The following is a 23,496-nucleotide window of genomic DNA, read 5'->3' as shown; positions in this document are numbered from 1 at the left end:
CTGCACAGCCGTGGCCGGGCCGGACGCCATGGCGGAGCTCGTCGCCGAGGCCGTCGGCGGCAGCCGCAGCGCCCTCGCCCGGCTGATTTCCGTCGCCGAGCGCGGCGGTGAGGGATCCGCCGCCCTCGAGGCGGCCCTGCTTCCCTGCCGGGGCGAGAGCTACAGCATCGGCATCACCGGCGCCCCGGGGGCCGGCAAATCCACCCTGGCCAGCGCCCTTACCACGGAGCTGCAGACGGCCGGCGAGCGGGTCGCCCTCCTGGCCGTGGACCCCTCTTCTCCCCTGACCCGCGGCGCCATCCTCGGCGACCGGGTACGCCTGCAGCCACATCTGGGAAACCCGGAGGTCTTCATCCGCTCCATGGCCTCCCGCGGCCACCTCGGCGGCCTGGCCATGGCCACCTGCACCGCCCGCCGGGTGCTCGAAGCCTGCGGCTGGCCCCTGGTACTCATTGAGACCGTAGGCGTGGGCCAGGCCGAGCTGGACGTGGCCGGGGCAACAGACACGGTCCTGGTGGTGCTGAATCCCGGCTGGGGGGACGAGATGCAGGCCAACAAGGCCGGGCTGATGGAAATCGCCGACATCTTTGTTATCAACAAGGCGGACCGCCAGGGCCTCGAGGCCACCCGCCGGGACCTCGAGGCGGCCATCGCCGCCAACGCGCCGACCCGACGCCCGGCCATCGTCGAGACCGTGGCCACGGAGGGTACCGGCCTGAACGCACTCCGGGAGGCCATCGCCGACCACCGGCAGCAGACCACCGCCTCCGGCGAACACCAGCGGCGGCGCCAGGCCCGCGCCGTCACGGAACTGCGTGACCTCGCCCGCGCGCGCCTGGAGCTCGCCCTGGAAGCCCAGCTCGCGGGCGCAGCGGGCAAGGCCCTGGCCGACGCTGTGACCCGGCGCGAGACCGATGTAGACAGCGCCGCCCGGCGCCTGTTGGCGACCCTTTTCACCCGCAGCGATCCGGAGCAAGCCCCATGACCAGCGATGCCCCCCTGCTCATCGACCACCGCGGTGCCGTGGACTGGCTCACCCTGAACCGGCCGGCCAGCGGCAATGCGCTCAACCCGGCGCTGGTCGATGCCCTGGCCGGGTACTTCGAAGGGCTCCCGGACCGACCGGCCACGCGAGCGGTCGTGCTGCGCGCCAACGGACGCCACTTCTGTGCCGGTCTGGACCTCACGGACACGGCCTTCAACCCGCCGGAGCGGGGCCCAGGGCCCCTCTGGGACATCCAGCGGCGCATCGCGCGCATCTATCCGGCCATGCGCCGCTGCCCACAGCCGATCATCGCCCTCGCCCAGGGCGCGGCCTGCGGTGGCGGCTTCAGCCTGCTCATGGCCTCGGACATCCGCATCGCCGGCGAAAGCGCGCGCATGAACGCCGCCTACCTGCGTATCGGTCTCACCGGCTGCGACATGGGCTCGAGTTATTTCCTGCCCCGGCTCGTGGGCAGCTCCCTGGCCTCGGAGCTGTTGCTCACAGGCCGCTTCCTCGAGGCGGAGCGCGCGCTGGCCACGGGCTTTGTATCCGCTGTGGTCCCCGATGCAGAACTGGCGACGGCGGCGGCGTCCTACCTGGACGACATGCTGGCAGCAACGCCCATGGGCCTGCGCCTGACCAAGGAGGCGCTGAACCACGCCCTCGACGCCCCGGGGCTCGAGGCCGCCATGGCCATGGAGAACCGACACCAGTCTCTTCTCGCCCTCTCCGAGGACGCTGCCGAAGCTGCGCAGGCCTTCGTCGAGAAGCGGGCACCGCAGTTCCACGACCGCTGAGGCCGCCGGCCCTGCCGCCTCAGCTTCAGAAGTACGCGAGGCGCCGGGGGTGAGTGCGGAATACTTCTCTCACCAAGCGAATATCGTGGAACGTCCCGGCCGGGCAGGCTGAGAGAAGTATTCCGTACTCACCCCGGAAATGTGCCAGGATCCTTTTTTTTCCGGCCCGGCGCTGCCTTCCTTCGGCGCCCGCCAGGCACTGCCGGCAGGTCCCGGTACTCCGCCAGGGAATCCTCGATGCAACGCATGAAGACATCGATATCCGGCAGGATCTCCCGGGTGGAGATGACATTGAAGCCGATCTCACCGTTGTAGCTCGGGGTGGCGATAAACAGCCCCATGCCGTCGGCGAGGGGCGCCAGACCGAGATTATGCACGACCCGGGCTCCGTTCATGTAAAGGGGCACCTGGGGCCCGGGCACGTTGGAAATAAACAGGTTGCAGAAACGCGCCGTCACCCCGCTGTGCAGCACCAGCCGGCTTGCGAGCACCTGCGTGGCCGCCGGAACGTGCCGGGTCAAATCCGTCATCACCCGCGCCGACACGCCGGCGCGAGCTGCCTTGCTGCGGACCGTGGCGCGGTGAATCCTGCGCAGACGCTTCACCGGGTCCTTCTCATCGGTAAAGATGCGCGTGGTCATGGCCGTGATGTTGTTGCCGGAGCCGGCGCCGTCGTCACCATCGCGCGCCCGGGCGTTCACGGGCACCCAGGCCACCAGGGATTCCCGAGGCAGTTCTCCGTGGTGCTGGAGATAGCGGCGCAGCGCACCGGCGCAGACGGCGAGCACCACGTCGTTTACGGTGGCGCCGGGCACCTGTTCGCGCACTGCGCGCAGTTCTTTCAGGGGCGCAAAACAGGCTCCGAAGGCCTTGTGCGGAGAAACGGGAACATTGAAACGTGTCGGCGGCACAGCGACCCGGTCCCGGTCCGCCGCCGCGCCCCGGCGCAACACGGACTCCTCGGCGCTGCGCAGGAGACCCGGGGCGGCCCGGAGCACACCACTGGCGAGGCGCAGCGGCGAGCGCAGGTTGTTGCCCACGGCCCGGCGGGCGATAGCGAACAGGGACGGCACTCCCGGCGGTACCTCCGGGGGCTCGTCAAGGGGCACGGCCGGCGTGCCGGCGGGATCGGTATCGGCGAGGCTGGCAAAGAAGCGGGTCAGGGACGTGCCGTCACCGGCTGCATGGTGAACCTTGGTGGCGATGGCGTAGCTGCCCGCCGGAAGCTCCGGAATATGGTCCAGCCCCTCCACCACGTACATTTCCCAGGGCGGCCGGTTCATGTCGAGAGGACGGGAGTGGTAGCGCGCCAGGTGGATACAGAACTGGCGCCAGTCCCCCGGCGCCGGCAGCCGGCCGTGGGTGACGTGGTACTCGAGGTCGAAGTATTCGTCCTCGACCCAGTAGGGATAGTCGAGTTCCAGCGGCAGGCGCAGCAATCGCCGGGTGAAAAGGGGGTTGTAGCGCAGCCGCGCCTCCACGTGGGCGAGGATGTCCTTGAAGCGGACCGTGCGGCCCCCGGGCACCGTGCCCGGATCGTAGATGGCCACGGCAGTCACGTGGGTGAGATTATGGGCCGTCTCGAGATAGAGAAACTGGGCGTCCTGGGCACTGAGCTGCTGCATGGCAGAGACCTCCTCAGGAAAGCTAGGGCAAGGCAGCGGCGCGGATACGCTCCACGCGACGCTGCAGGGTACGGAATTCCTGCGCGAGGGCGAGGCGATCCTCGCCACGGGGGCCCGCACCGGCCTCCGTGAGGCCGAAGTTCGCCATCAGCTTATAACCGTTCGTGAACAGCAGCTTGCCGATGGACGCCTCCGAGCTGATGCGCCGCTGCAGATAGGCCTGGTGGCCGTAAGCGAGGCTCTGCAGGAGGCATTCCCGCTCGTCCAGGGCGCTGTCGTGGGGCTGGCGGGCGAGGACGTCCGCCACCACACGGTAAGCCTCGATATAGGGCAGCATGGTGCTGTGCGCGACCAGCGGACCGAAACCGTCGAGGACCTCCCCGGCGCCGCCGGGTTCCTCCAGTCGCGCTTCCCAGTCCGGCCGGTAGCGCGCCAGCTCGCGGGCAATATTCACCCGGAACTCCTCTCGCGGTGCATAGAAGAACTCGAACTTGAAGAAATCCCGGAGTCGCTCCGCCTCGGACCAGAAGGCCTCGGCGCCGGCCAGCTTGCGAAAGACCATGCGCATGAGAGCCAGCTCGGCAAGGGCCTTGTCCACAAAGAAATGGGCGATCGTATTACGGTAGTAGCTGGCCACACCGTGTTGCTCGCCGGCGATCGCGTAGACACGCTCGGGACCATCGTCATAGCGCGTGAGCACACCGTTGGCGATCATCTTGTCGACGATGAGGTCGAGCGGCCCCTCGTCATCAAGGGCCAGATGCTTGGCGAGGCGGATGTCGCGCTCCCGGGCCCAGGCGACCAGGGCCCGAAGCTCCGCCAGCAGCTCATCACTGGTCAGCGCCCGGGGCGCCGCACCCAGGAGCACCATGCACAGCAGCGCCGGGAGCGTGATCGGCGTCACCCGGTTGACCTCCAGGCCCACCCGGAAGGCGACCTTCTGCAGCTCGCGTTCATCGTCGACGGACGGCACCGTGGGCAGGATCACCGGTTCGCCGAAGTCGACGTAGATCTGTCCCATGGGCTGGCGCAGGCCGCGCAGATAGCCGATGAACCAGCGCAGGCTTTCGGGCTGCTTGCTGGCGCCAGCCTGCTCCACCGCATAGTCGCGCACATCACCGATAAGGTCGTAGTTGATGGCGATGGGGATGATATGCAGGTTGCGCGCATCGGTGGCGTGGGCCGACTCCATGACGTACTTGAGCAGGCCGTAGCGCGGGGGCATCAGCTTTCCCACCCGCGAGCGCGTGCCCTCGAAGGCCCAGCTCAGCGGGAAGCGCTTGTCCATCAGGTAGCCGATGTAGTGACGCAGCACGAGTTTATACAGCGGATCGTCGCGGAAGCTGCGACGGATGAAGATGGCCCCGGCGCGCCGGGCGAGAAAGCCGAGGCCGGCGAAGGCCATGTTCACGCCGCCGAGGATGTGCGGATTGGGGAAGTCATTGTCGAAAAGCATGGAATTGACAGCAAAGCCGTCGACATGGGTCTTGTGCGTCCACAGGAGCGCCGCCGGGTTTTCCCGCACCAGCTGGCGAATCCGCTCCAGCCCCTCGCGGTCGATAACCACCTCGGAATCGTAGCCAAGAGACATGATCAGATGGTTCAGCTGCGCCATGACATCGAGCCAGAAGGGCGCCGGCCGGGCGACCAGCTCGCGCATGATGACCTCGGACTCCTGTCGCAGCTGCGAGACGGGCCTGCCCGTCTCCACGCTGAGGTCGTCGAGGGCCGCGCGGAAACGCGGGCTGGCAATAAGGTTCTGGGAGACGCGCCGGGGCACCTTGTAGCGGCTGCCCTGGAGCCGCCGTTCGGCGATATCGAGGGCGAGGCCCGCCTGCGCGGCAATGAACTCCGCCTGCTGCCGCGAGCCCTCGATGCTGCCGTCGCGCTGCATCAGCCGTTCGCGCAGATCGCCAAGGGAGGCCGGCTCACCGGCGATGCACACGGCACGCTCCGGATGCTGGGCCAGGATGCGCCGGGCGCGCCAGATACCGGGGCGGCGCGGGTTGCCGAAAAGCAGATCCCGGGGCCGGGGGCGGATGGTCTTGGCATGAAGGGAGCTGCGCCAGACAACGCGCAGAGGCAGCACCTGTATCTCATCTGCGGCCCCGCCGAGAAGCGGCTCCAGGGGCATGGCGTCCAGGTGCTCCGGGCTCCGGGCGATGCGCATGACGACCCGCTCTATGGTTGCCATGCAGCCGTGCTCCGCCAGGCGCTCCTCCAGCCAGCGATCCAGCAGGCGCCGCTCGATGCGGTGAGCAGCATCGATGATGACAATCGCGCGGCCTGCGCGCAGGGACTGCCAGGGATTGCTGTCCATCTTTACCGTCCCGTCCTGGGTGTCGCTGGCACAGCCGCGGGGGTGACAGAGTCAACGGTGGATGGTATCACGGCTGTGCCGCGCGCCAAGGGCTCGGTGGTCCGTCTGGCGGGGCGGGCGTAGCAAGAGAACCAGTGAGCACAGGCGGACTCGAAACAGAGCCATGACAGATCCGGTCAACGAACAGCGGCGCATGGGGCTGGGCATGCAGGTGATCGCCTGGCTGCTCATCCTCGGCATGCTCACCTGGTACTTCACCGGCCTCGTGGAGCGTCAGCACAATCCGAACCAGCAGGTGGCAACCACGGTCACCGGCGACGGCGTGCGCGAGGTGGTACTGGCGCGCAACCGCCAGGGGCACTACGTGACCACCGGCGCCATCAATGGGCAACCGGTGATCTTTCTGGTCGATACGGGCGCCACCGGCGTCGCCATTCCGGCGCACCTCGCTGAGCAGCTGGAGCTCCCGCGGGGCAGAGCCTTCATCACCCGCACCGCCAACGGCGACAGCACCAGTTATGCTACCCGCCTCGACAGCGTCAGCATCGGTGACATCGAACTCCGAAACGTGGAGGCGGGCGTGGCTAGCGGTCTTGCGACCCGGGAGGTGCTCCTCGGCATGTCTTTTCTGCGCTACATCGAGTTCGCCCAGCGCGGCGATACGCTCACCCTGCGCCAGTACCCCGGCTGAGCGCTCAGCGCCCGGCGCTCTGGTCGCGCAGCTCCAGGGGCACTTCCAGCGTATTATCTGCCGACGCCCAGGACTGGCCGCACATCTCGTCGTAGGCGCTGCGCTGACGCAGCACCGAGGGCCACGCCGCGAGCGGCGCGAGGCGTTCCTTCATTGCCTGGAGGTTGCGCGTCTTGAGAACGCTGCCATCCTCCGCCGCGAGCAGGATACGCTCCCCGCCCAGCTCGACGCTGGCGATGTAAAGGCTTAGATCCACGGACTCCACGATCAACCGGCCTATACCGGCGCGCCGAGCCTCTGCCACGGTCATCTTCACAGCTGCTGCCTCCCGAACCCACGGATAGCCTGACCGACAGTTTACAGCGTTCACGGCCCGCCGGCAGAAGCAGACCGGACAGAACCTGAACGGCGCTGGGCGGGGCCGCCGCGCTCCGTGATCATGCCGTGATGGAGTCTCCGCCAGACACAATCCGCCTGACGCGCCGGGGCCGGCCCCTCGCGGGTACCGGCGCCGCTGACCTGCCGGCCTGCGCAGGCGTTTACCGCTTCTTCGACCGGGGCGGCGCCCTGCTGTACGTGGGCAAAAGCATCGATCTGCGCAGCCGGGTGTCGACGCATCTGCGCGCCGCCCGCAGTCCGGGGCGGGAGCAGCGCATGCTCCATGCGCTGGCGCGCATCGACTGCGAGCCCTGCGCCGGGGAGCTGGGTGCCCTGCTCCGGGAAAACGCCGCCATCAAGGCAGAGCTGCCCCTGTACAATCGACGGCAGCGACGCCCCCGGCGCCTTTGGACCCTCCAGCTGACGCCGGGGCCCGGCGGCTTCCTGCAACCTGCAGCCACCTGCTTCCCCGACGGCGAGGCGCTTGCCGACGCACCGCTCGGCCTTTACCACAGCGAACAGCAGGCGGCCGCGCGGCTGCGCACCCTGGCGCGCGCCGAAGGCCTCTGCGTCCGGGTCCTTGGCCTCGAGGGTGGCCGCGGACCCTGCTTCCAGTTCCAGCTGCGGCGCTGCCGCGGCGCCTGTGCCGGCAAGGAGAGCGCGGCCGCGCACAACGCCCGGTTGCGGGCCGCGCTAGCGGATCAGCGCCTCGCTGCCTGGCCCTTCGAGGACGCCCTGCTCCTTGAGGAGCGGGCGCTGCGGCCCGCTCCGGGCCAGCCCCGGCAGCAGTGGCACGTCATCCGCGACTGGAGCTACCTAGGCAGCTTCACGCGCCGGGATAGCGCCCGCCGCATCGCCGGCGCGCGCTCCGGTCCCGTGGACCGGGACACCTATCACATTTTACTGGGCGCGCTGCGCCGGGGCGCCGTGGCCCTGCGCTGCGCCGCCACGGACCGCTGCCTCGACAACCCCTTCGGCGGGCGCCCCGACCGCGACGAGGGCGCGGCATGAGCATCGATGTCGTCTGGTTCAAGCGCGACCTGCGCCTGGCGGACCATGGGCCGCTGACCGCGGCACTCAAACGCGGGCGGCCGCTGGTGCTGCTGTATATCCTCGAGCCTGCCCTGCTCGCCGACCCGCACTACCGGGACCGGCACTGGCGCTTCGTTTGGCAGTCCCTCGAGGATCTGCGCGCTCAACTCGCACGCCGGGGCGCCCGCCTCGCCATCGTGCACGGGGAAGCGACTGCCGTCCTCGCACAGCTGCAGACGGCGACACCGATCGATACGCTCTGGTCTCACGAGGAGACGGGCCTTGCGGTGACCTTCGAACGCGATCGTGCGGTGGCCCGCTTCTGTGCCGGGCACGGCATCCGCTGGGCTGAATTCCCCTGCAACGGGGTCAGCCGGGGCCTTGCAGACCGGCACGGCTGGAACCGGCGCTGGGGGCAGACCATGCGAGCGCCCCAGGCGATGCCCCACTGGGGAGGCTACCGACCGCCCCCCGGGGCCTGCGAACAGGTCCTGGCAGCGCTGGCGCCGGCCTCCCCTCCGGCATCCTGGAGCCGCACCGAAACGCTGTTCCAGCGCGGTGGTGAAAGCGCTGCCAGGCGCACCCTCGACAGCTTTCTTGCGCAGCGCGCAGGCCGCTATCAGCTCGACATCTCGCGGCCGGGGGCGAGCCGGCGCAGCTGCTCCCGCCTGTCGCCCTATCTGGCCTGGGGCAATCTCAGCGTGCGCCAGGTCTTCCAGGCTCTCGAAGCGCGCCGCCGGGAACCGGGCTGGGGCCGCGCTCTGGCTGCCTTCGAGTCGCGGCTGCACTGGCACTGCCACTTTATTCAGAAGTTCGAGATGGAGTGCCGCATGGAGCGCGAGGACCTGAACCGGGGCTACCTCGCCCACCCCCGGGGCCGCGACGAGACGCTGATCCGTGCCTGGCGGGAGGGCCGCACAGGGCTGCCCCTCATCGACGCCAGCATGCGCTGCCTCGCCGCCACCGGGTACATCAATTTCCGTTCCCGGGCCATGCTGGTGAGCTTTCTGTGCCACCACCTGTGGCAGGACTGGCGCACCGGGGCGACGCATCTGGCCTCGTTGTTCCTCGACTTCGAACCGGGGATCCACTACGCCCAGCTGCAGATGCAGGCGGGCGTAACGGGCATCAATACCATCCGCATCTATAACCCGGTGAAGCAGTCGAAGGAGCAGGATCCGGAGGGCGAATTCATCCACCGCTGGGTGCCGGAACTGGCCGAAGTGCCGGCACCGCTGGTGCACACCCCCTGGGAACTCACGCCCCTGGAGCAGGCTCTTTATGCCAGCGCTGACTACCCGGCCCCGGTGGTCGACCCGGTCGCTGCCCAGCGCCGGGCCCGGGAAACACTCTGGGCGCTGAAGAACGATCCCGACGTACGTGCCGAGCGTGAGCGCATCCTCGACCGCCACGTGGAGCGGCGCTTTCGCGATGCTGCCGCCCCCGGCTGACCGCCTCCCCGGCCAACGGGGTACTGCGGGCTGTGCGACAACCCGGCGAGGGGACTACCATGGGAGCGTAAACCGACCCTGTCCGGAGAGCACCCATGGCACGCAGTCTGCGTTTCCTGTTCATCATCGTTGTCGTCCTGGCGCTCATCGCCATCGCCGGCTACCTGCTCATCGACCGGGAGCACCTCCTGGCCATCGCCAGCGATCGCCTCGAGGCGGAAACAGGCGCACGGCTCACGGTGCGGGGGGATGTATCGCTGACGCTCTTTCCGCGCCTGTCCCTGGCCCTTGGTGACGCTACCTTGCAGGCCCCCGATGGCGGGCCTGAGCTCCGCGCCGGCAGCCTCGGCATCGGCCTGGCGGTGATGCCCCTGCTCAGCGGCAGGGCCGAAATCGACCGTCTCTACCTCGAGAACGCCGAGGTCACTACCGTGGCCGACCCCGCGACGGCCCGCGCCGCGGCGGCAGACACCACCGTGGGGCTTTCCGACGCGGAGCTCGATGCCTTCTATGCGGCCAGGCGTAGCGCGCGAAAAGCCGGAGCCTCGGGCATCGAGGTACTGGCCCTGCCGCTGGCCCTCGATGTAGGCGAACTCAGCCTCCGCAACATCCGTCTGCGCACCGTGGACGCGGCCGGCAACACGCTCTCGGAAGTGCAGCTCAAGCGCTTCAGCGCCCGGGGCGTGAATACCGCAGGCCGGGAAACACCGCTGCAGTTACTCCTCAGCATCCCCCGGGGGACAGGCGAGGCGCCGCTGGAACTCATCGCCGACGGCCGCCTGCGCACGGACCTCAACGCCGGCCGCGTCAGCCTCCCCGCCCTGTCGGTCACCGTCAGCGGCGCAACCGCGGAGCCGCTGCAGCTTGAGCTCAGCGGCGAGGTGAACCTCAACCGCAGCGTCGGGGACTTCGAGGTCGACTTCGCTGTCGCCGACACGCAGGGGCAGGGGACGGTGCGCTATGCGCAGTACGAAAGCCCCCGGATCGATGCCACCCTCGATCTCAATCGCTTCACCCCCGCGCTCCTTGTCCTCGCGGGCCCCGACGCGGCAGCGGCAGAGCCCGCGAGCGATGGCCGGCTGCCCTATGACACGCTGCGCAGCCTCGACACGGCCGCCCGGCTGACCATCGACGAAGTCCAGCTCGGTCCGCACCGGCTCACCGCAGTCCGCGCGACGCTGCGCGCGATGGAGGGCAACGTTGCGCTGAGCGGGGTCAGCGGTGCACTGCACGGCGGCACCATCGGCCTCGAGGCCACCCTTAACGCCCGCTATGCCCCTGCAACGCTGGAAGCCCGCGGGGCAGTCAGCGCGCTGGCCCTGGGCAGCGCCCTTGAGGCCCTTGAAAGCCCTGTGGCCGCCAGCGGTACGGCAAGCCTGACCTGGGACGTGAACAGCCGCGGCGACGATAGCGAAGCGCTGCTGCGGGCCCTTACCGGGCCGGTTACCCTGCGCACGGACGCTGTGACCGTGAAGAACATCAGCGTGCAGCGGGACTTCTGCCGGATGGTGGCGCTGGCGAACGGCGATCAGCTCACCGAGCCCTTCCCCGCGGACACAGCCTTTGAGATGCTGGAGGCCGATCTGACCCTCGGTGGCGGGCAGGCTCGGCTGGAGCGTCTGGCGGCGACGCTCCCCGGTATCGCCCTGGGCGGCCGGGGCAACCTGGCCCTCCTCGACGGCGACTTCACCGCCACCCTCGGCGGCCGGCTACAGCCGGCCCTCGGCGAGCTCGACCCGGCCTGCGCCGTGGACGAGCGGCTCACCGCCCTCACCTTCCCGGTAGTCTGCGAGGGCAACCTCTCCGGCAAGCCGAAGGACTGGTGTGCCCTCGACACGGAGGCCGTGATCAGCGACGCGCTGAAAAACGAGGCAAGGGAAAAGCTGCAGAAAAAAGCCGGCAAACTCCTCAACAGGCTCTTCGATAACAACTGAGGAAGCAATGGAAACGCGTAACCAGCGGCTTATCCGCGAGCTGCTCGACGAGCGGGAGGAGCCTTCCGACACCTCCCTGCGCGCCCAGTCCTTGCGTCGCGCTCAGGCCGACGAGCCGCCGCGCACCATGACCCCCTTCGAATGGGAGCAGTGGTACGCCGAACACGGCGTACCGGCCAGCCACCGGCAGAAAGCCGCCGCGCCGCGCCGAAAGCCCTGGTGGCGCAGGCTCCTGGGGCGTTAGTTGAGGACCCGGTAACCCCGGCCGCGCAGGCACTGCTTCACCACCTGCGCTTCTTCCCGTTCGCCGCGGTCGGCGCCCTTGACGGCGCCGGAAACGGCACCCACGCCGGCACCGCGGGCCGCACTGTCGCGACTGCCACCGGTGATAGCACCGATAGCGCCGCCGATGACCGTACCGCTGGCCGCACCCTTGGCGACCTTCTCCCCGGTGCGCACCTGCTCGGCGTAGACCCGGCACTCGGCCAGGTCCTGGCGATAAGCGGCCATGTCGACGCCCTTGTCGTCGATGATGATTTCCTTTGTGGTGGTGCAGCCGCCCAGGGCCAACACCGCTGCCGCCACCACCCCTGCACCTCGCCAACGTGCCATAGCACCTCCTGCCTGGCGCGACTGCGCCCCTGCGTGCTGAGCCTGATCCATGCTAGCCCCCGGCCTGCGCCTCGTCGGCCTTCTGCGCGGCAACCAGCGCGCGCACGTCGGCCAGCAGAGCCTGCGCGTCAAAGACAATACCGTCGCGCACCGTGTAACGCACACCGCCAACCCGCTCCATCGCACCGGTGCTGCGGTTGAGGCGGCGATGCCCCGTTCCATAGAGGAGCTTGAAGTTGGCCAGTGGGTTTTCATCCAGGATCACCAGATCGGCCTTCTTGCCCACCTCAACGCTGCCGGTCTCGCCGGCGATGCCCAGCAATTCCGCACCGTTTAACGTGGCGGCCTGCAGCACCTCCAGGGGATGGAAGCCGGCTTCCTGCAGGAGTTCCAGTTCACGGATATAGGAAAAGCCGTAGACCTTATAGATAAAGCCCGCGTCGGAGCCGGCCACCACGCGACCGCCGGCGTTCTTGTAGTCATTCACGAAACGCATCCATCGCCGGTAGTTCTGCTTCCAGGCGATTTCATGCGCCGTGGTCCAGTCGAAGAAATAGGAGCCGTGGATCGCCGGGTTCGGTTCGAAAGCGCGCGCCATGTAGGGCATGGTGTAGGCGTCGTGCCAGTCGGCATTGCGAGCGCGCATCACATCGCGGCTCGCCTCGTAGATGGTGAAGGTCGGCGAAAGAGTGAAATCCAGCCCCACCAGCTCGTCGATGGTGCGCTGCCAGGTGCCTGAGCCCGGGGCCGCCGCCTGCAGCCACAGGCGGCCGGCCTCGCCGAAGCGGTCCTGCTCGTCGCCGTAGTTATAGTCGAGGGGGTAATCCTGGATCACCCGGTCTTCGAACATCGCCTCCGGCAGGCCGTACCAGTGCTCCATGCTGTCGAGGCCGAGGCGCGCGCTGTCGAGAACGTTGGTCTGCACCACGGAGAGCTGCGCGTGGTGGTAGGAGGTCTTCATGCCAAGGCGCTTCGCCTCTTCCATGGCGGCAGCGAAGGGCTCCGGCCGGGCACCGCGGAACTTCACGCCATCGGCACCGCGCTTGCGTACGGCCTTCACCCAGGCGCGGGCGTCCTCGGCCGTCGCCGTCTCCGGCGGGAACATGGCGTGCACGCGCAGCCGCGGCGCGCTGATCTCGCCGGCGGCCGCCCGCTCCCGGTGCGCCAGAGTCCAGCCCAGGCCCATGACCGCGCCCACATCGCGGACCGTGGTCACCCCGTGGGCCAGCCACAGCTTGAGGACGTACTCCGGGTCCGTGAGGGCACCTGCCGCGGCGTGTGACGGCGTGCCCAGGTGGACGTGGGCATCGATGAGCCCCGGCAGGACATAACCCCCGGCCACATCGATAACCTCGCCCTCCGCGTTCAGATCAGCGGGCCGGCTGCCGGCGATGCGGGTGATTGTGTCGTTCTCGATGGTGAGGGTGACCGGGCCGATGGGCGGCGCGCCGGTGCCATCGACGAGCATGGCGTTGGCCACGGTGAGCCGTGGGAACGGCCCGCGGGCCTCGTCGCCCCGGGGCGGGGCGTTCCGCGGCGGGTCGACCTTGCCGCTGGCGAGAACACGGCTGATGCCTTCCTCCCCCGGCGTAACAGCAAGGGCTACAGGCGTAACGAGGGCGAGGACAAGCGCCAGGGCGCGGTGAAGGCGGGGCATGCGGTTCTCCTTGTTCGGTCAGCGGCGCGCGGTCAGGCAGCGCGCAGGGCGCGGCCCAGGGGACGGCTGCCGAGCGCCGGCGTGAAGGCGTCGTCCTCCCAGACGGACTCCCCGTGAATGAACACCTGGCGCACGATACCCTGCGGGCGGTTCACCAGCTGGTGGTGCTCGAAGAGATCCCGGTAGATGTACTCGCGGGTGTCGTTGCAGTCCCAGTCGCGCAGGCGCTCCGGGTCGATGAGGGTGATATCGGCCTGGGCGCCAATATTGAGCGTACCCACGTCCAGGCCGAAGAACTCGGCGGGCTCCCGCGTCAGCCGGCGCACCATGCGGCCCACCGTATCGAGGCCGTGCTGCTGGGCCAGCTTCAGGGACATGAGGTTGCCGTCGAAGAAGGCCATGTTGGTGATATGCGCACCGGAGTCGTTGAAGCCCGGCAGCGCCCGCTCGTGCAGCAAGTAATCCAGCGTCGCCCGGTTGCCCACGTTGCCGACGTCCGTCCAGAAGCGGAAGCCCTTGTCGTACGCGCGCAGGAGGTGAAGCATGAAGTCGGCGTCGTCGCCGAGCGGCTTCGGGAAGGCCGCCAGCGCCGCCTCCTCCTCCGCGGAGCGCGCCGCATCGTCCGCGCCCGCCTGATAGGCGAGCACCCGCTCGTAGACCGCCTGCAGCGTCTCGCCGTCCCAGTCGGACACCGGCGCACCGTCGAAGACCAGCCGGTCCAGCTCCCGCACCACCATGTGCTCCGGGAAGCCGAGCTTCGCCTTCAGATGGGCCAGGTTGCGGCCGCGGCGGCCGTGGTGCCAGTCGGCGCGGAAGGCCTCGACCCAGGCAGGGTCGTCGAGGAGCGCGCGGCGGCCGGCCACGTCGTCGTATTCCTTCGCGATGAGCCGGCAGGTGCTGTCGAGCTCCTCGTACATGGGGCTGACGATGCCGTCGGACCAGATGCGGAAGTTCGTGCCCAGGGCCTGGAAGTGCAGGTTGCCCTTGAACAGGGGGCTGTTCATGAGCCCTGCGAAACCGAGGAAGGCACGGGCGGCCCGGGGAGCGAGGGCGAACTCCATGACCGAGAGCGCCGAGGTCTTGAGCGTCTTGCCGAACAACCGACCGCTGGTGAGCGCGAAATAGAGCAGCGCCGTGGCCCGGTTCTGCAGGATCGGCGTCGTCTGCCAGACCCGGTCGTGGCCGCGCACCGTCTTCAGCAGGCGCTTCAGCTCGCCGAAGCTGGCGAACTGCGTGGGGATACGCTTGTCCGTGTGCGGGTCGTTGGCGAGATAATGGAAGGGCAGGCCGTCGGTGCTCATGCCGACATAGCCCTGGCGCAGGGCGGCCTCGAGCAGCGCATCCATGCGCGCAAGCTCGGCGTCCGTGGGCGCGCGGCTGATGCTGTCGTCCAGTCCCATGGCCTCGATACGCAGCATGGAGTGCGGCACGAAGGCGCCGATGTTGGGCCCCAGGGGCAGGTCGTCGAAATGGTCCAGGTAGTCGCCCGTGTTGTCCCAGGTGATGGCCTCGACACACTTGCGCAGCACGCTCTTGGGGATGTTCTCCACCCGGGTGAAGCAGTCGATGATCGGCTCCTGGCCGCCGAAGGCCTGGGTGCCGAAGCAGGTGCCAAGGCTGCAGTTGCCCACGAGGACGGTGGTAGTGCCGTGGCGCACCACTTCCGGGAGGGTTGGGTCCAGGTCCACCTCCAGGTCGAGATGCGTGTGGATATCGAGCAGCCCCGGCATGAGCCAGAGGCCGCTGGCGTCCACGACCCGGCCGGCGTGGTTTGCCGGCAGGGCACTGCCCTTGGCGGCGATGCGGCCCTTGCGCAGGGCAATATCCAGGCGCCGGGGCGGAGCGCCGCTGCCGTCAAAAACCGTGGCGTTGCGGATGAGGGTATCCCAGGATTGCGCATCACTCATGAATTCACCCAACGAAAACAGGGGCTTAAGGGGAGCGGCGGCGCTTTCGCGCAAGCACTTTCGCCGCTAAGGTTACCTCTGTGATGCCTGCCGCGCCAACTTGCCGGCCTCTCCCAACCAGGAGCCGCCAACGCCATGAACGCCCCCGCACTACCCTTCGACAACAGCTACGCCCGACTGCCGGCACGCTTCTACGCCCGCCTGGCACCGACCCCGGTCCGCGAGCCGGGGCTCCTGCGGGTCAACCGCCCGCTCTGCGAGACCCTGGGCATTGACGCCGACTGGCTGGCTTCCCCGGGGGGTATCGCCGTCGTGGCCGGTAACGCGATACCCGGCGGTGCGGAGCCGCTGGCGGCGGCCTATGCAGGGCACCAGTTCGGCCAGTACAACCCGCAGCTAGGCGACGGCCGCGCCCTGCTCCTCGGCGAGCTCCTCGATCGCGACGGCCGCCGCTTCGACCTGCAGCTCAAGGGCTCCGGGCCCACCCCGTGGTCCCGGGGCGGCGACGGACGCTCCCCCCTTGGGCCCGTGCTGCGCGAGTACCTCGTCAGCGAGGGCATGTACGCCCTCGGGGTGCCCACCACCCGTGCGCTCGCGGCGGTGACCACCGGCGAGCGCGTCATGCGCGACGGCATCGAGCCCGGCGCCGTGCTCGCCAGGGTGGCGAGCAGCCACATCCGCGTGGGTACCTTCCAGTACTTCGCCGTGCGCGGCGACCGGGAAGCGCTGGAAACACTCCTCGGGCACGTGATCGAGCGCCACTATCCGCAGGCCCGCGACGCCGCTAACCCCGCCCTGGCAGTCCTCGAGGGCGTGATCGCCCGACAGGCAGGGCTCATCGCCAGCTGGCAGCATCTGGGCTTCATCCACGGCGTCATGAACACGGACAACATGCTGCTCTGCGGCGAGACCGTGGACTACGGCCCCTGCGCCTTCATGGAGGCCTTCCACCCGGAAACCGTGTTCAGCTCCATCGACCACGGCGGCCGCTACGCCTACCAGAACCAGCCCGGTATCGCCCACTGGAACCTGGTGCGCCTCGCAGAGACGCTCCTGCCTCTACTGCATGATGACCAGGAAGAGGCCGTGGCCCTTGCCCAGGACACCCTCGCTGCCTTCCCGCGGCAGTTCAGCGAGGCGCACGCAGCGGGGCTTGCGCGCAAGCTGGGGCTTAGCGGCCTGCGCCCGGACGACGATGAGCTCGTGGAAGGCCTGTTCGCCGCACTGGCCGAGGACGGCGCCGATTTCACGCTCGCTTTCCGCTACCTGTCCGAGGAGGGCGGACCAGAGGCCGCCGCGCTCGCTGACCTGTTCCAACCCGGCGACGCCCTGCGCGCCTGGCTGCCGCACTGGCGCCAGCGCCTGGCGACCGCCGGGGAGGACGGGGCAGCCCGTCGCGCCCGGCAGCGCGCCGCAAACCCCGTATTCATACCCCGCAACCACCTGGTGCAGGCGGCCATCGAAGCCGCCGAGGACGGCGACCTCGCCCCCTTTCACCGCCTCGCAGAGCGCGTAGCCAACCCCTACCGCTGGGACCCGGCGGACGCCGACCTGGCCCGCCCGGCCCGCCCGGAGGAGCGGGTACAGCGAACCTTCTGCGGCACCTGAAGGGCGCGCGGGCGCTGTCGCCGCCGGGCCCGCGGTGGTAGCATCGCGCGCACGGAGCGACAGGCGAGCAGCCCCATGTATACCCGCGACAATCCCAGCCCCGAATACCTCGCCATGGTGCAGATGTACGAGACCCTGCACACGGCCGGCGAGCAGGCCGAGGGCAAGAGTGCCGAGGAGACCTTTCCCGGCAAAATGCTCGTGGGCCACGTCCGTGAGATCAAGGCGCTCATCGAACGCACCGGTGCCCGGGACCTCCTCGACTACGGGGCCGGCAAGGGGCTCGCCTACAGCGAGGGCAACCTGCGCATCGACAACCAGCTCACCGTGAGCAGCCTGCAGGACTACTGGGGCCTTGACGAAATCCGCTGCTACGACCCTGGCCATGCACCCTTCGCCCAACTGCCGGACAGGCCCTATGATGCGGTGATCAGCACCGACGTGCTCGAGCACATCACCGAGCCGGACGTGCCCTGGATCATCGAGGAAATGTTCAGCCTGGCGCGTAAGTTTGTGTTCGCCAATGTGGCCTGCTACCCGGCGGTAAAGCACCTGCCGAACGGGCAGAACGCCCACTGCACGCTGCACACCCCCGAATGGTGGGCAGGCCTTGTGCATGGCATCGCCATGCGCCACACAGACATCGCCTACCGCTTCGTCATGACCGACAAGTCCGGCCCGCGAAAGAAACTCGGCCTGTCGGGCAAGCGCCGCAAGGTCAACCACGTCTTCGAACGCCTCGTCTGAGCGCCGCCGCCTGCCGCGGCGGACGACAGACGGTATAATGCCGCCCTACCGCTCACCGCCTGCGACCGCGGAGTTTCCTTGACTATAGAATTCTTCGGCAAGCGCCTTTCCGGGCCCTTCACAATCCCCTCGGGCATCGTCACCACGGCGGGCCCGATCATGCAGTATTTCCTCGACCGCGTGCCGCAGGTGGGTGTGATCACCACCAAGAGCATCGGCCCTGTGCCACGCACCGGCAACCGCGAGCCCGTGTACAGCCAGTACGCGCCCGGCTGCTTCGTCAACGCCGTAGGGCTCACCAACCCCGGCCCGGAGGCCTCCCGGGAGATCCTCGCGGGCCTGAAGGTACCAGCGGACCGCTTCCTGCTCACGTCGATTTTCGGTGGCACCGTCGAAGAGTTCGTGGCCGTAGCTGAGCTGCTGGCGCCGGTCTCTGATGGCCTGGAGCTCAATCTGTCCTGTCCCCACGCAACGGGCTACGGCATGGCCATGGGCCAGGATCCGGCTCTGGTGGCGGAGATTGTCGCCGCCGTAAAGGCAGCCGTAAACGTGCCGGTGATCCCCAAGCTTACCCCGAACACGCCGGATATCGGCGCCATCGCCCGCGCCGCCGAGAAAGCGGGCGCCGACGGCTTCTGCGCCATCAATACCGTCGGTCCGGGCTATACCAGCGCCCACGGCCACCCGGTGCTGTCCAACGGCGCCGGCGGCATGAGCGGCAAGGGCGTGCTGCCCCTGGCGCTGAAGTGCCTGCGCGAGATCCGCGCCGTGAGCGACCTCCCGATCATCGGCTGCGGCGGCCTGTCCAGCGCCGAGGACGTGCGGGCGGCCCGGGAAGCGGGGGCCACCGTGGCCGGTATCGGCTCGGCGCTCACCGGGATGACCACCGATGACATCGAGCACTATTTCCGCGTCCTGGAAGACGATCTCGATAGCGGCAGTGCCAGCGCCGAGGCACAGGTGCGCTACGACGTCGACATGCATTTCCGGCCCGTCACCCTCGTGGACAACACCCGGGTCTGCGAGGACATCGCCCTGCTCACCTTCGACCGCAAAGTGAACGTGCAGGCTGGCGAGTTCGTGTTCCTGTGGATTCCCGGCCTTGGAGAGAAGCCCTTCTCGGCGCTGACCGACGATCCCTTTACGCTGGTAGCCATCGACGTCGGCCAGTTCACCCATGCCCTCATGGATCTCCCCGTCGGCACCGAGGCCTACGTCCGCGGCCCCCACGGCATCCCCGCGGACCCGCCGGAGGACGCGCATATCATGGCCGTCGCCGGCGGCACGGGCCTCGCGGCCGTCTATCAGGTGGCCCGGGATTTCGGCAACGCGGAGATCTTCACCGGCGCACGAAGCGCCGAGCGCCTTTACTTCCTCGAAGAATGCCGCGCCGTGGCCGACGTGCACGTATCGACGGATGACGGCAGCGCCGGCTTCCACGGCCGGGTCACGGAGCTGCTCCGCGAGCGCCTGCAGGCCATGACGCCGGCAGAGCACGAGAAGCTGGTGTTCTACAACTGCGGCCCGGCACCCATGGTCCACGCCGCCGAGGCCGTGCAGCGCGAGTTCTGCCAGCCTTCGCAGATTTTCAGCGCCATCGACTATCTGACCAAGTGCGGCGTGGGCATCTGCGGCGCCTGTGCCGCACCGGACGGGCGCCGGCTCTGCGTGGACGGGCCCTTCCTGGGGGCGGCCGGCCCAGGCTCGTAACGCCGGTAGTCCACATGCGTTCCCAACGTCCTTCGGTTACCCTCTAGGGGATAGCCACCCGTACCACAGGCCATGGAAACCGAGATCATCGCTTCTTCGCCGGCCACCGCCATCTACACGGTTACCTTTGTGACCTTCGCCCTGTTCATGGCCTGGGAGGCTGCGGCACCGCGTCGCCGGAATGGCAGTGGTCTCGTCTGGCGCTGGGGCAACAATTTTTCTCTGGGGCTTCTCAACTGGTACCTGATCGCCACGGCCAATACCGCGCTCATACTCTGGCTGGCGCGCTGGACCGATGTCGAGGGCATCGGTTTACTGGCGCACCTGGCCATGCCGCACTGGGCAGGCTTCCTGCTTCTACTCGCGAGCACCCAACTTCTCTCCTATTGGTTGCACCGCGCGTTCCACCAGGTGCCCTGGCTCTGGCCCATCCACGCCGTGCACCACTCAGACACCGAAGTAGACGTCTCCACCAGCTACCGCCACCATCCGCTGGAACCGCTGCTTACACTGCCCATCAGCCTGCCCATCGTGCTGCTCCTGGGCCCCTCGCTGGAGGCGGCGGCGGCCTACCGGGTGTTCGCCGTCGCAGCAAGCGTCTTCAGCCACAGCAATGTGGGCCTGCCGGAGCCTATCGAGCGGATACTGCGCCGCTTTCTGCTCACACCCGATTTCCATCGCACCCACCACTCGGCGGAGCAGCGCTACACCAACAGCAACTACGGGTCCCTCGTGCCGTGGTTCGACTATCTCTTCGGCACCGCGCGGCACCGGCCCCACGGGGAGCAGGCGACCATGCCCCTGGGCCTCGAGTATCTGCGCGAACCGACCGATTCCCGCCTGGACCGGCTGCTGATGACGCCGCTGGAGGTGCCAGCCGCGGCGCGCGAAGCCGAAACGATGGCAGACGCACCTGCGCAGAGAACGTGACAGCGGTCAGAAACGGTCAAAAGAAGAAATAAGCTGACTTGCGCCGGGGGTGACGTCGCCATGTGGCGGCGCCTGAAACGCCTCTTTGGTCGCGCTTTATAGAGCGGCACTGCAGCTGCCCGAAGTGCAACGACCTACAAACTACCACCTACAAAAAAGCCCCGCGGATGCGGGGCTTTTTTGTAGGTGGTAGGACCAGCCAGATTCGAACTGGCGACCTCTACCATGTCAAGGTAGCGCTCTAACCAACTGAGCTATGGTCCTATATGTCAAGCGCGCGATTATAGTAGTAACCGTCCTGCGGCTCAATAGACGGTAACTCGGCAGCCGCCGCCCCAGGGAGGGGCGAAAGTAGTGCATTAATGAACAGGACAGGCAGGCAGCACCCATAAAAAGCTCCGTAGTTTGAAAACTCAGCGCAGGTAGCGGGTGGGAAAATAGCGGCGGCAGCCGGCGATCACCAGCGCAGCATCGGCAGCTCGATCCTGGCCCCGCAGCGCGCTGGCAAGCGTGGAACAGGCCCCCTGGTGCCACGGTACCGCATCCAGGGCACGCCGCGCAGCGCCCTCGGCCGTGTCCCAGGCGCCCCGGCGGAGCGCTTCCCGGGCCCGGGACAGCTCCAGCGGATAGCCCTGTGTGAGGGTTATGGCTTCCGGCAGCGCGGCCCCCCGGCGCGCCATCAGGGCGCCACGGAAGCCCGCATAAACCAGCTGCCAGCGCCCGGTGGCGGCGAGTTCGGCCAATAGCCGGGGGCCGCCGGCGCTTTCCAGCGGCCAGAGAAAGAAATCGGCGCCGGAATCCTCGACCACCGAAATCCAGCCCGGCCGCGCGCGCGCCACGCGCAGGTAGGCGAGGTAGGTGTCGTCGTCGTAGACCGTATTGGCTCGCCCGTCGATGAAGACACGCAGTGCCCCGCCCGTGCGCCAGTGCAGGTAGCCGCCCCAGTTGTAGTAGGCGAAGGTGTCACCGGCCAGGTGATTACCGGTGATCACATCGACAAGATGTTCCGGGTAGGCGTATTCGGCGGTGAGGTAATGGTAGGCGGGACCCGCCGCAAGCGGCAGCGGAGCGAGGCGTAGCAGCGCCAGCACCAGCGTCGCGCCGGCGAGGAACGGCGAGAGCCGGCGCAGCGGTGCCACCCTGAACAGGGCAGCCAGCAGCGGTGCCAGGAGCAGCGCCAGGGAAAGACCGAAGAGGGGGATGAAACGCCGGCTGGTTACGGCCATGGCAACCGTGAGTGCACAGAGCGCGAGGGCGGACCAGGGCAGGCGCCCCCGGCCAAGGCAGGCGACCACCCCATGAGCCACGATAGCCGCCGCGGCGACCCCAAGGGCCGGCACAAACAGTGGCGCGCGGATCCCTCCGGGCAGGAAAGGCGACAGCCACTCGCCAAGGGAACGGTAGGGGGAATCGGTAAAGGCGTACTCGATGGGCTGCACGAAGACTACGATGCCGTCGGGGTTGAGCAGGCTGGTAAGGGCACAGGCGAGTATCGTTACGCCCCGGGCCCGCAGGGCACCCGGGGACGGCGAGCGCCAGGGAAAGACGAGGAGCGCCAGCGCCATGAGCCCGAACACGAAGCCGCCGTGGAGGTTGGCCCAGAGCAGGAACAGCAGGCACAACGGCAGACGCCGGGGGGGCCGCTCCAGCGCCAGGTGAAGGAGCAGCACCACGCCGGCAAGGGTATACAGATGGGGGCGCACGTCGATGAAGGGAGCCGCAAGGGCGAGCGCAACGGCGGCGGCGAGGACCGCAGCGCCGCGGTCGCCGCCCATGCGTTCGAGCACAAGCGCCAGCCCCAGGTAGGTAGCGACCACGACCAGCCACTTCCAGTACACCAGCGCAGGGACGCCAAAAACATTCGCCCAGCCGTAAAAAATCAGGTCCGCAAGCCACTCGTGGTTGCGCCAGGGCTCCCCGGCAGCACTGTAGGAGAATGGGTCGTCAAGCCACACGGTGCCCTGCGCCAGCATCTCCCGGCCGGCGGCCAGATGCCACCAGAGATCAGACCCCATCATCTCCGTATAACCGAAGGAGAGATAGAGCAGCACCCCGGCGACCAGCCACAGCGCCCGGGTGACCACGGCCGGGGACGACCGCGGCTCAGTCATCCGCGCCGGGCCGATAGCCCTTGACCAGGTACAGCGGCCGACGCTTGCTCTCGTCGTAGGTACGGCCGAGGTACTCGCCGATAATGCCGAGACAGATGAGCTGCACACCCCCGAGAAACAGCACGACGATAAGCAGCGACGGATAGCCGGGCACCGGGTTGCCGTAGAGCAGCGTACGCAGGAGCAGATACAGGCCGTAGAGGAAGGCGAGCGTCGAGGTGGCAAGCCCCAGCCAGGTTGCGAGCTTCAGCGGCGCCGCGGAGAACGAGGTAATGCCGTCGAGCGCGTGATTCCAGAGGCGCCAGTAGCTCCACTTGCTCTTGCCCGCCGCCCGGGCCTCGCGATGGTAGGTGACGCAGGCCTGCGGGAAACCCACCCAGGCGTAGAGCCCCTTAAGGTAGCGGTGCGACTCGGGCAGCGCCCGCACCGCATCCACAGCACGGCGGGAGAGGAGCCGGTAGTCGCCCGCATCGGCCGGCACCGGGACGGCGCTCAGGCGCCCCATGACCCGGTAGAACCAGCGCGCGCTGCCGACCTTCAGCCAGGACTCGCCGCGCCGCGAGGCACGCACCGTGTAGACGATATCGAAGCCCTCGCGCCAGCGCCGGAGCAACTCCGGGATGAGCTCCGGCGGGTCCTGCAGGTCCGCGTCGATGACGATCACCGCCTCGCCGCGGGCATGATCGAGGCCGGCGGAGACGGCGGCCTCCTTACCGAAATTGCGCGATAGAGAGAGCAATGATACGCGCGAATCTTCCGCCGCCAGGGCCTCCAGCCAGGGGCCGCTGCCGTCGTCGCTGCCGTCGTCCACGAACAGGAGTTCACTGCGCTCCCCGGCCGCCGCCAACACCTCCGCGAGGCGCCGGTGCAGCGCCGGCAGCACGGCGCGTTCGTTGAATACGGGAATGACGATCGTGACCAGCGCAGTCATGCGGCCCTGCCGACCCCTCCGGAAACGCCGAGTATGGAGCGCGCCGGCCGCGGCTGTCCAACGAAGGCAC

Annotated in this window: 19 protein-coding genes and 1 tRNA gene; 11 read left to right on the top strand and 9 right to left on the bottom strand. The window is 68.4% G+C overall.

Annotated elements, in window-relative coordinates; all coding sequences use genetic code 11:
- The first annotated feature begins 10 nt into the window (after positions 1–10).
- Together meaB and HRUBRA_RS03825 are read left to right on the top strand one after the other, a co-directional pair.
- Entirely contained in the window at positions 11–985 is a 975-nt protein-coding gene (gene meaB, locus HRUBRA_RS03830; protein WP_201771524.1) for a methylmalonyl Co-A mutase-associated GTPase MeaB, read from the top strand.
- Positions 982–1,782: an enoyl-CoA hydratase/isomerase family protein gene (locus HRUBRA_RS03825; protein WP_035514670.1), complete on the top strand. Its 801-nt coding sequence runs from the start codon at positions 982–984 to the stop codon at positions 1,780–1,782. Before meaB ends, HRUBRA_RS03825 begins: the two co-directional genes overlap by 4 nt.
- Positions 1,783–1,910: 128 nt before the next feature.
- Here HRUBRA_RS03825 and HRUBRA_RS03820 read toward each other — a convergent pair whose 3' ends face one another.
- The gene (locus HRUBRA_RS03820) at positions 1,911–3,407 is read right to left on the bottom strand and encodes a wax ester/triacylglycerol synthase family O-acyltransferase (protein ID WP_084592432.1); all 1,497 of its coding nucleotides are present in this window, start codon (positions 3,405–3,407) and stop codon (positions 1,911–1,913) included.
- Positions 3,408–3,429: 22 nt separating this feature from the next.
- Entirely contained in the window at positions 3,430–5,727 is a 2,298-nt protein-coding gene (locus HRUBRA_RS03815; protein WP_035514669.1) for a glycerol-3-phosphate 1-O-acyltransferase, read from the bottom strand.
- A gap of 163 nt (positions 5,728–5,890) precedes the next feature.
- On the opposite strand from HRUBRA_RS03815, the gene HRUBRA_RS03810 reads away from it, so the two are divergent.
- The gene (locus HRUBRA_RS03810; protein ID WP_035514668.1) at positions 5,891–6,418 is read left to right on the top strand and encodes a retropepsin-like aspartic protease family protein; all 528 of its coding nucleotides are present in this window, start codon (positions 5,891–5,893) and stop codon (positions 6,416–6,418) included.
- 4 nt (positions 6,419–6,422) lie between these two features.
- On the opposite strand, the gene HRUBRA_RS03805 is transcribed toward HRUBRA_RS03810, so the two are convergent.
- Positions 6,423–6,728, bottom strand: coding sequence for a DUF6482 family protein (locus HRUBRA_RS03805; RefSeq protein ID WP_236629777.1), 306 nt, complete (start codon positions 6,726–6,728; stop codon positions 6,423–6,425).
- 137 nt (positions 6,729–6,865) lie between these two features.
- Between HRUBRA_RS03805 and HRUBRA_RS03800 the strand changes: the two genes are divergently transcribed.
- From HRUBRA_RS03800 to HRUBRA_RS03785, 4 genes are all read left to right on the top strand, one after another.
- Positions 6,866–7,807 (top strand): GIY-YIG nuclease family protein, encoded by a 942-nt coding sequence (locus HRUBRA_RS03800; RefSeq protein WP_144244376.1) that lies wholly within the window; start codon positions 6,866–6,868, stop codon positions 7,805–7,807.
- A complete protein-coding gene (locus HRUBRA_RS03795) occupies positions 7,804–9,279 on the top strand; it encodes an FAD-binding domain-containing protein (RefSeq protein ID WP_035514666.1) in 1,476 nt (491 codons plus the stop codon). Before HRUBRA_RS03800 ends, HRUBRA_RS03795 begins: the two co-directional genes overlap by 4 nt.
- 95 nt (positions 9,280–9,374) lie before the next feature.
- On the top strand, positions 9,375–11,213 hold the full coding sequence (locus HRUBRA_RS03790; protein ID WP_035514665.1) for an AsmA family protein: 1,839 nt from the start codon (positions 9,375–9,377) through the stop codon (positions 11,211–11,213).
- 7 nt (positions 11,214–11,220) lie between these two features.
- A complete protein-coding gene (locus tag HRUBRA_RS03785; protein ID WP_035514664.1) occupies positions 11,221–11,457 on the top strand; it encodes a hypothetical protein in 237 nt (78 codons plus the stop codon).
- Here the strand turns inward: HRUBRA_RS03785 and HRUBRA_RS03780 are convergent.
- From HRUBRA_RS03780 to HRUBRA_RS03770, 3 genes are read right to left on the bottom strand one after another with little or no spacing between them, the layout of a single operon-like run.
- Entirely contained in the window at positions 11,454–11,825 is a 372-nt protein-coding gene (locus HRUBRA_RS03780; RefSeq protein WP_035514663.1) for a YMGG-like glycine zipper-containing protein, read from the bottom strand. The genes HRUBRA_RS03785 and HRUBRA_RS03780 overlap by 4 nt on opposite strands.
- A gap of 52 nt (positions 11,826–11,877) precedes the next feature.
- Complete coding sequence (locus HRUBRA_RS03775; protein ID WP_035514662.1) at positions 11,878–13,482, bottom strand: amidohydrolase family protein; 1,605 nt, start codon at positions 13,480–13,482, stop codon at positions 11,878–11,880.
- A 32-nt stretch (positions 13,483–13,514) separates the two neighbouring features.
- A complete protein-coding gene (locus HRUBRA_RS03770; RefSeq protein ID WP_035514661.1) occupies positions 13,515–15,389 on the bottom strand; it encodes an N-acyl-D-amino-acid deacylase family protein in 1,875 nt (624 codons plus the stop codon).
- 135 nt (positions 15,390–15,524) lie between these two features.
- Here HRUBRA_RS03770 and HRUBRA_RS03765 point away from each other — a divergent pair, with 135 nt between their 5' ends.
- From HRUBRA_RS03765 to HRUBRA_RS03750, 4 genes are all read left to right on the top strand, one after another.
- Positions 15,525–16,997 (top strand): protein adenylyltransferase SelO, encoded by a 1,473-nt coding sequence (locus HRUBRA_RS03765; RefSeq protein WP_035514660.1) that lies wholly within the window; start codon positions 15,525–15,527, stop codon positions 16,995–16,997.
- Between the two features lie 75 nt (positions 16,998–17,072).
- Positions 17,073–17,744, top strand: a complete 672-nt coding sequence (locus HRUBRA_RS03760; protein ID WP_035514659.1) for a class I SAM-dependent methyltransferase — start codon at positions 17,073–17,075, stop codon at positions 17,742–17,744.
- Positions 17,745–17,822: 78 nt separating this feature from the next.
- Positions 17,823–19,454 carry a tRNA-dihydrouridine synthase gene (locus tag HRUBRA_RS03755; RefSeq protein ID WP_035514658.1) on the top strand — a complete coding sequence of 544 codons (1,632 nt, stop codon included), beginning with the start codon at positions 17,823–17,825 and terminating at the stop codon, positions 19,452–19,454.
- A gap of 72 nt (positions 19,455–19,526) precedes the next feature.
- On the top strand, positions 19,527–20,384 hold the full coding sequence (locus HRUBRA_RS03750) for a sterol desaturase family protein (protein WP_052094348.1): 858 nt from the start codon (positions 19,527–19,529) through the stop codon (positions 20,382–20,384).
- 187 nt (positions 20,385–20,571) lie between these two features.
- Here HRUBRA_RS03750 and HRUBRA_RS03745 read toward each other — a convergent pair.
- From HRUBRA_RS03745 to HRUBRA_RS03735, 3 genes are all read right to left on the bottom strand, one after another.
- Positions 20,572–20,648: transfer RNA gene (locus tag HRUBRA_RS03745), tRNA-Val, on the bottom strand.
- Between the two features lie 149 nt (positions 20,649–20,797).
- Positions 20,798–22,495 (bottom strand): bacterial transcriptional activator domain-containing protein, encoded by a 1,698-nt coding sequence (locus HRUBRA_RS03740; RefSeq protein WP_144244372.1) that lies wholly within the window; start codon positions 22,493–22,495, stop codon positions 20,798–20,800.
- A complete protein-coding gene (locus HRUBRA_RS03735) occupies positions 22,488–23,426 on the bottom strand; it encodes a glycosyltransferase family 2 protein (protein WP_035514656.1) in 939 nt (312 codons plus the stop codon). Before HRUBRA_RS03735 ends, HRUBRA_RS03740 begins: the two co-directional genes overlap by 8 nt.
- Positions 23,427–23,496: the final 70 nt, after the last annotated feature.

The sequence above is a fragment of the Pseudohaliea rubra DSM 19751 genome (assembly GCF_000764025.1).
GTDB lineage: Bacteria > Pseudomonadota > Gammaproteobacteria > Pseudomonadales > Halieaceae > Pseudohaliea > Pseudohaliea rubra.
The sequence above is the reverse complement of the archived record's forward strand: the minus strand, read 5'-3'. Positions and strand labels throughout refer to the sequence as shown.

What these genes read in the sequence shown, in the direction of transcription:
- HRUBRA_RS03825 (WP_035514670.1), top strand. Translation starts at nt 982, where the DNA reads ATGACCAGCGATGCCCCCCTGCTCATCGACCACCGCGGTGCCGTGGAC.
- HRUBRA_RS03820 (WP_084592432.1), bottom strand. Translation starts at nt 3,407, where the DNA reads ATGCAGCAGCTCAGTGCCCAGGACGCCCAGTTTCTCTATCTCGAGACG.
- HRUBRA_RS03815 (WP_035514669.1), bottom strand. Translation starts at nt 5,727, where the DNA reads ATGGACAGCAATCCCTGGCAGTCCCTGCGCGCAGGCCGCGCGATTGTC.
- HRUBRA_RS03810 (WP_035514668.1), top strand. Translation starts at nt 5,891, where the DNA reads ATGACAGATCCGGTCAACGAACAGCGGCGCATGGGGCTGGGCATGCAG.
- HRUBRA_RS03805 (WP_236629777.1), bottom strand. Translation starts at nt 6,728, where the DNA reads ATGACCGTGGCAGAGGCTCGGCGCGCCGGTATAGGCCGGTTGATCGTG.
- HRUBRA_RS03800 (WP_144244376.1), top strand. Translation starts at nt 6,866, where the DNA reads ATGGAGTCTCCGCCAGACACAATCCGCCTGACGCGCCGGGGCCGGCCC.
- HRUBRA_RS03795 (WP_035514666.1), top strand. Translation starts at nt 7,804, where the DNA reads ATGAGCATCGATGTCGTCTGGTTCAAGCGCGACCTGCGCCTGGCGGAC.
- HRUBRA_RS03790 (WP_035514665.1), top strand. Translation starts at nt 9,375, where the DNA reads ATGGCACGCAGTCTGCGTTTCCTGTTCATCATCGTTGTCGTCCTGGCG.
- HRUBRA_RS03785 (WP_035514664.1), top strand. Translation starts at nt 11,221, where the DNA reads ATGGAAACGCGTAACCAGCGGCTTATCCGCGAGCTGCTCGACGAGCGG.
- HRUBRA_RS03780 (WP_035514663.1), bottom strand. Translation starts at nt 11,825, where the DNA reads ATGGCACGTTGGCGAGGTGCAGGGGTGGTGGCGGCAGCGGTGTTGGCC.
- HRUBRA_RS03775 (WP_035514662.1), bottom strand. Translation starts at nt 13,482, where the DNA reads ATGCCCCGCCTTCACCGCGCCCTGGCGCTTGTCCTCGCCCTCGTTACG.
- HRUBRA_RS03770 (WP_035514661.1), bottom strand. Translation starts at nt 15,389, where the DNA reads ATGAGTGATGCGCAATCCTGGGATACCCTCATCCGCAACGCCACGGTT.
- HRUBRA_RS03765 (WP_035514660.1), top strand. Translation starts at nt 15,525, where the DNA reads ATGAACGCCCCCGCACTACCCTTCGACAACAGCTACGCCCGACTGCCG.
- HRUBRA_RS03760 (WP_035514659.1), top strand. Translation starts at nt 17,073, where the DNA reads ATGTATACCCGCGACAATCCCAGCCCCGAATACCTCGCCATGGTGCAG.
- HRUBRA_RS03750 (WP_052094348.1), top strand. Translation starts at nt 19,527, where the DNA reads ATGGAAACCGAGATCATCGCTTCTTCGCCGGCCACCGCCATCTACACG.
- HRUBRA_RS03740 (WP_144244372.1), bottom strand. Translation starts at nt 22,495, where the DNA reads ATGACTGAGCCGCGGTCGTCCCCGGCCGTGGTCACCCGGGCGCTGTGG.
- HRUBRA_RS03735 (WP_035514656.1), bottom strand. Translation starts at nt 23,426, where the DNA reads ATGACTGCGCTGGTCACGATCGTCATTCCCGTATTCAACGAACGCGCC.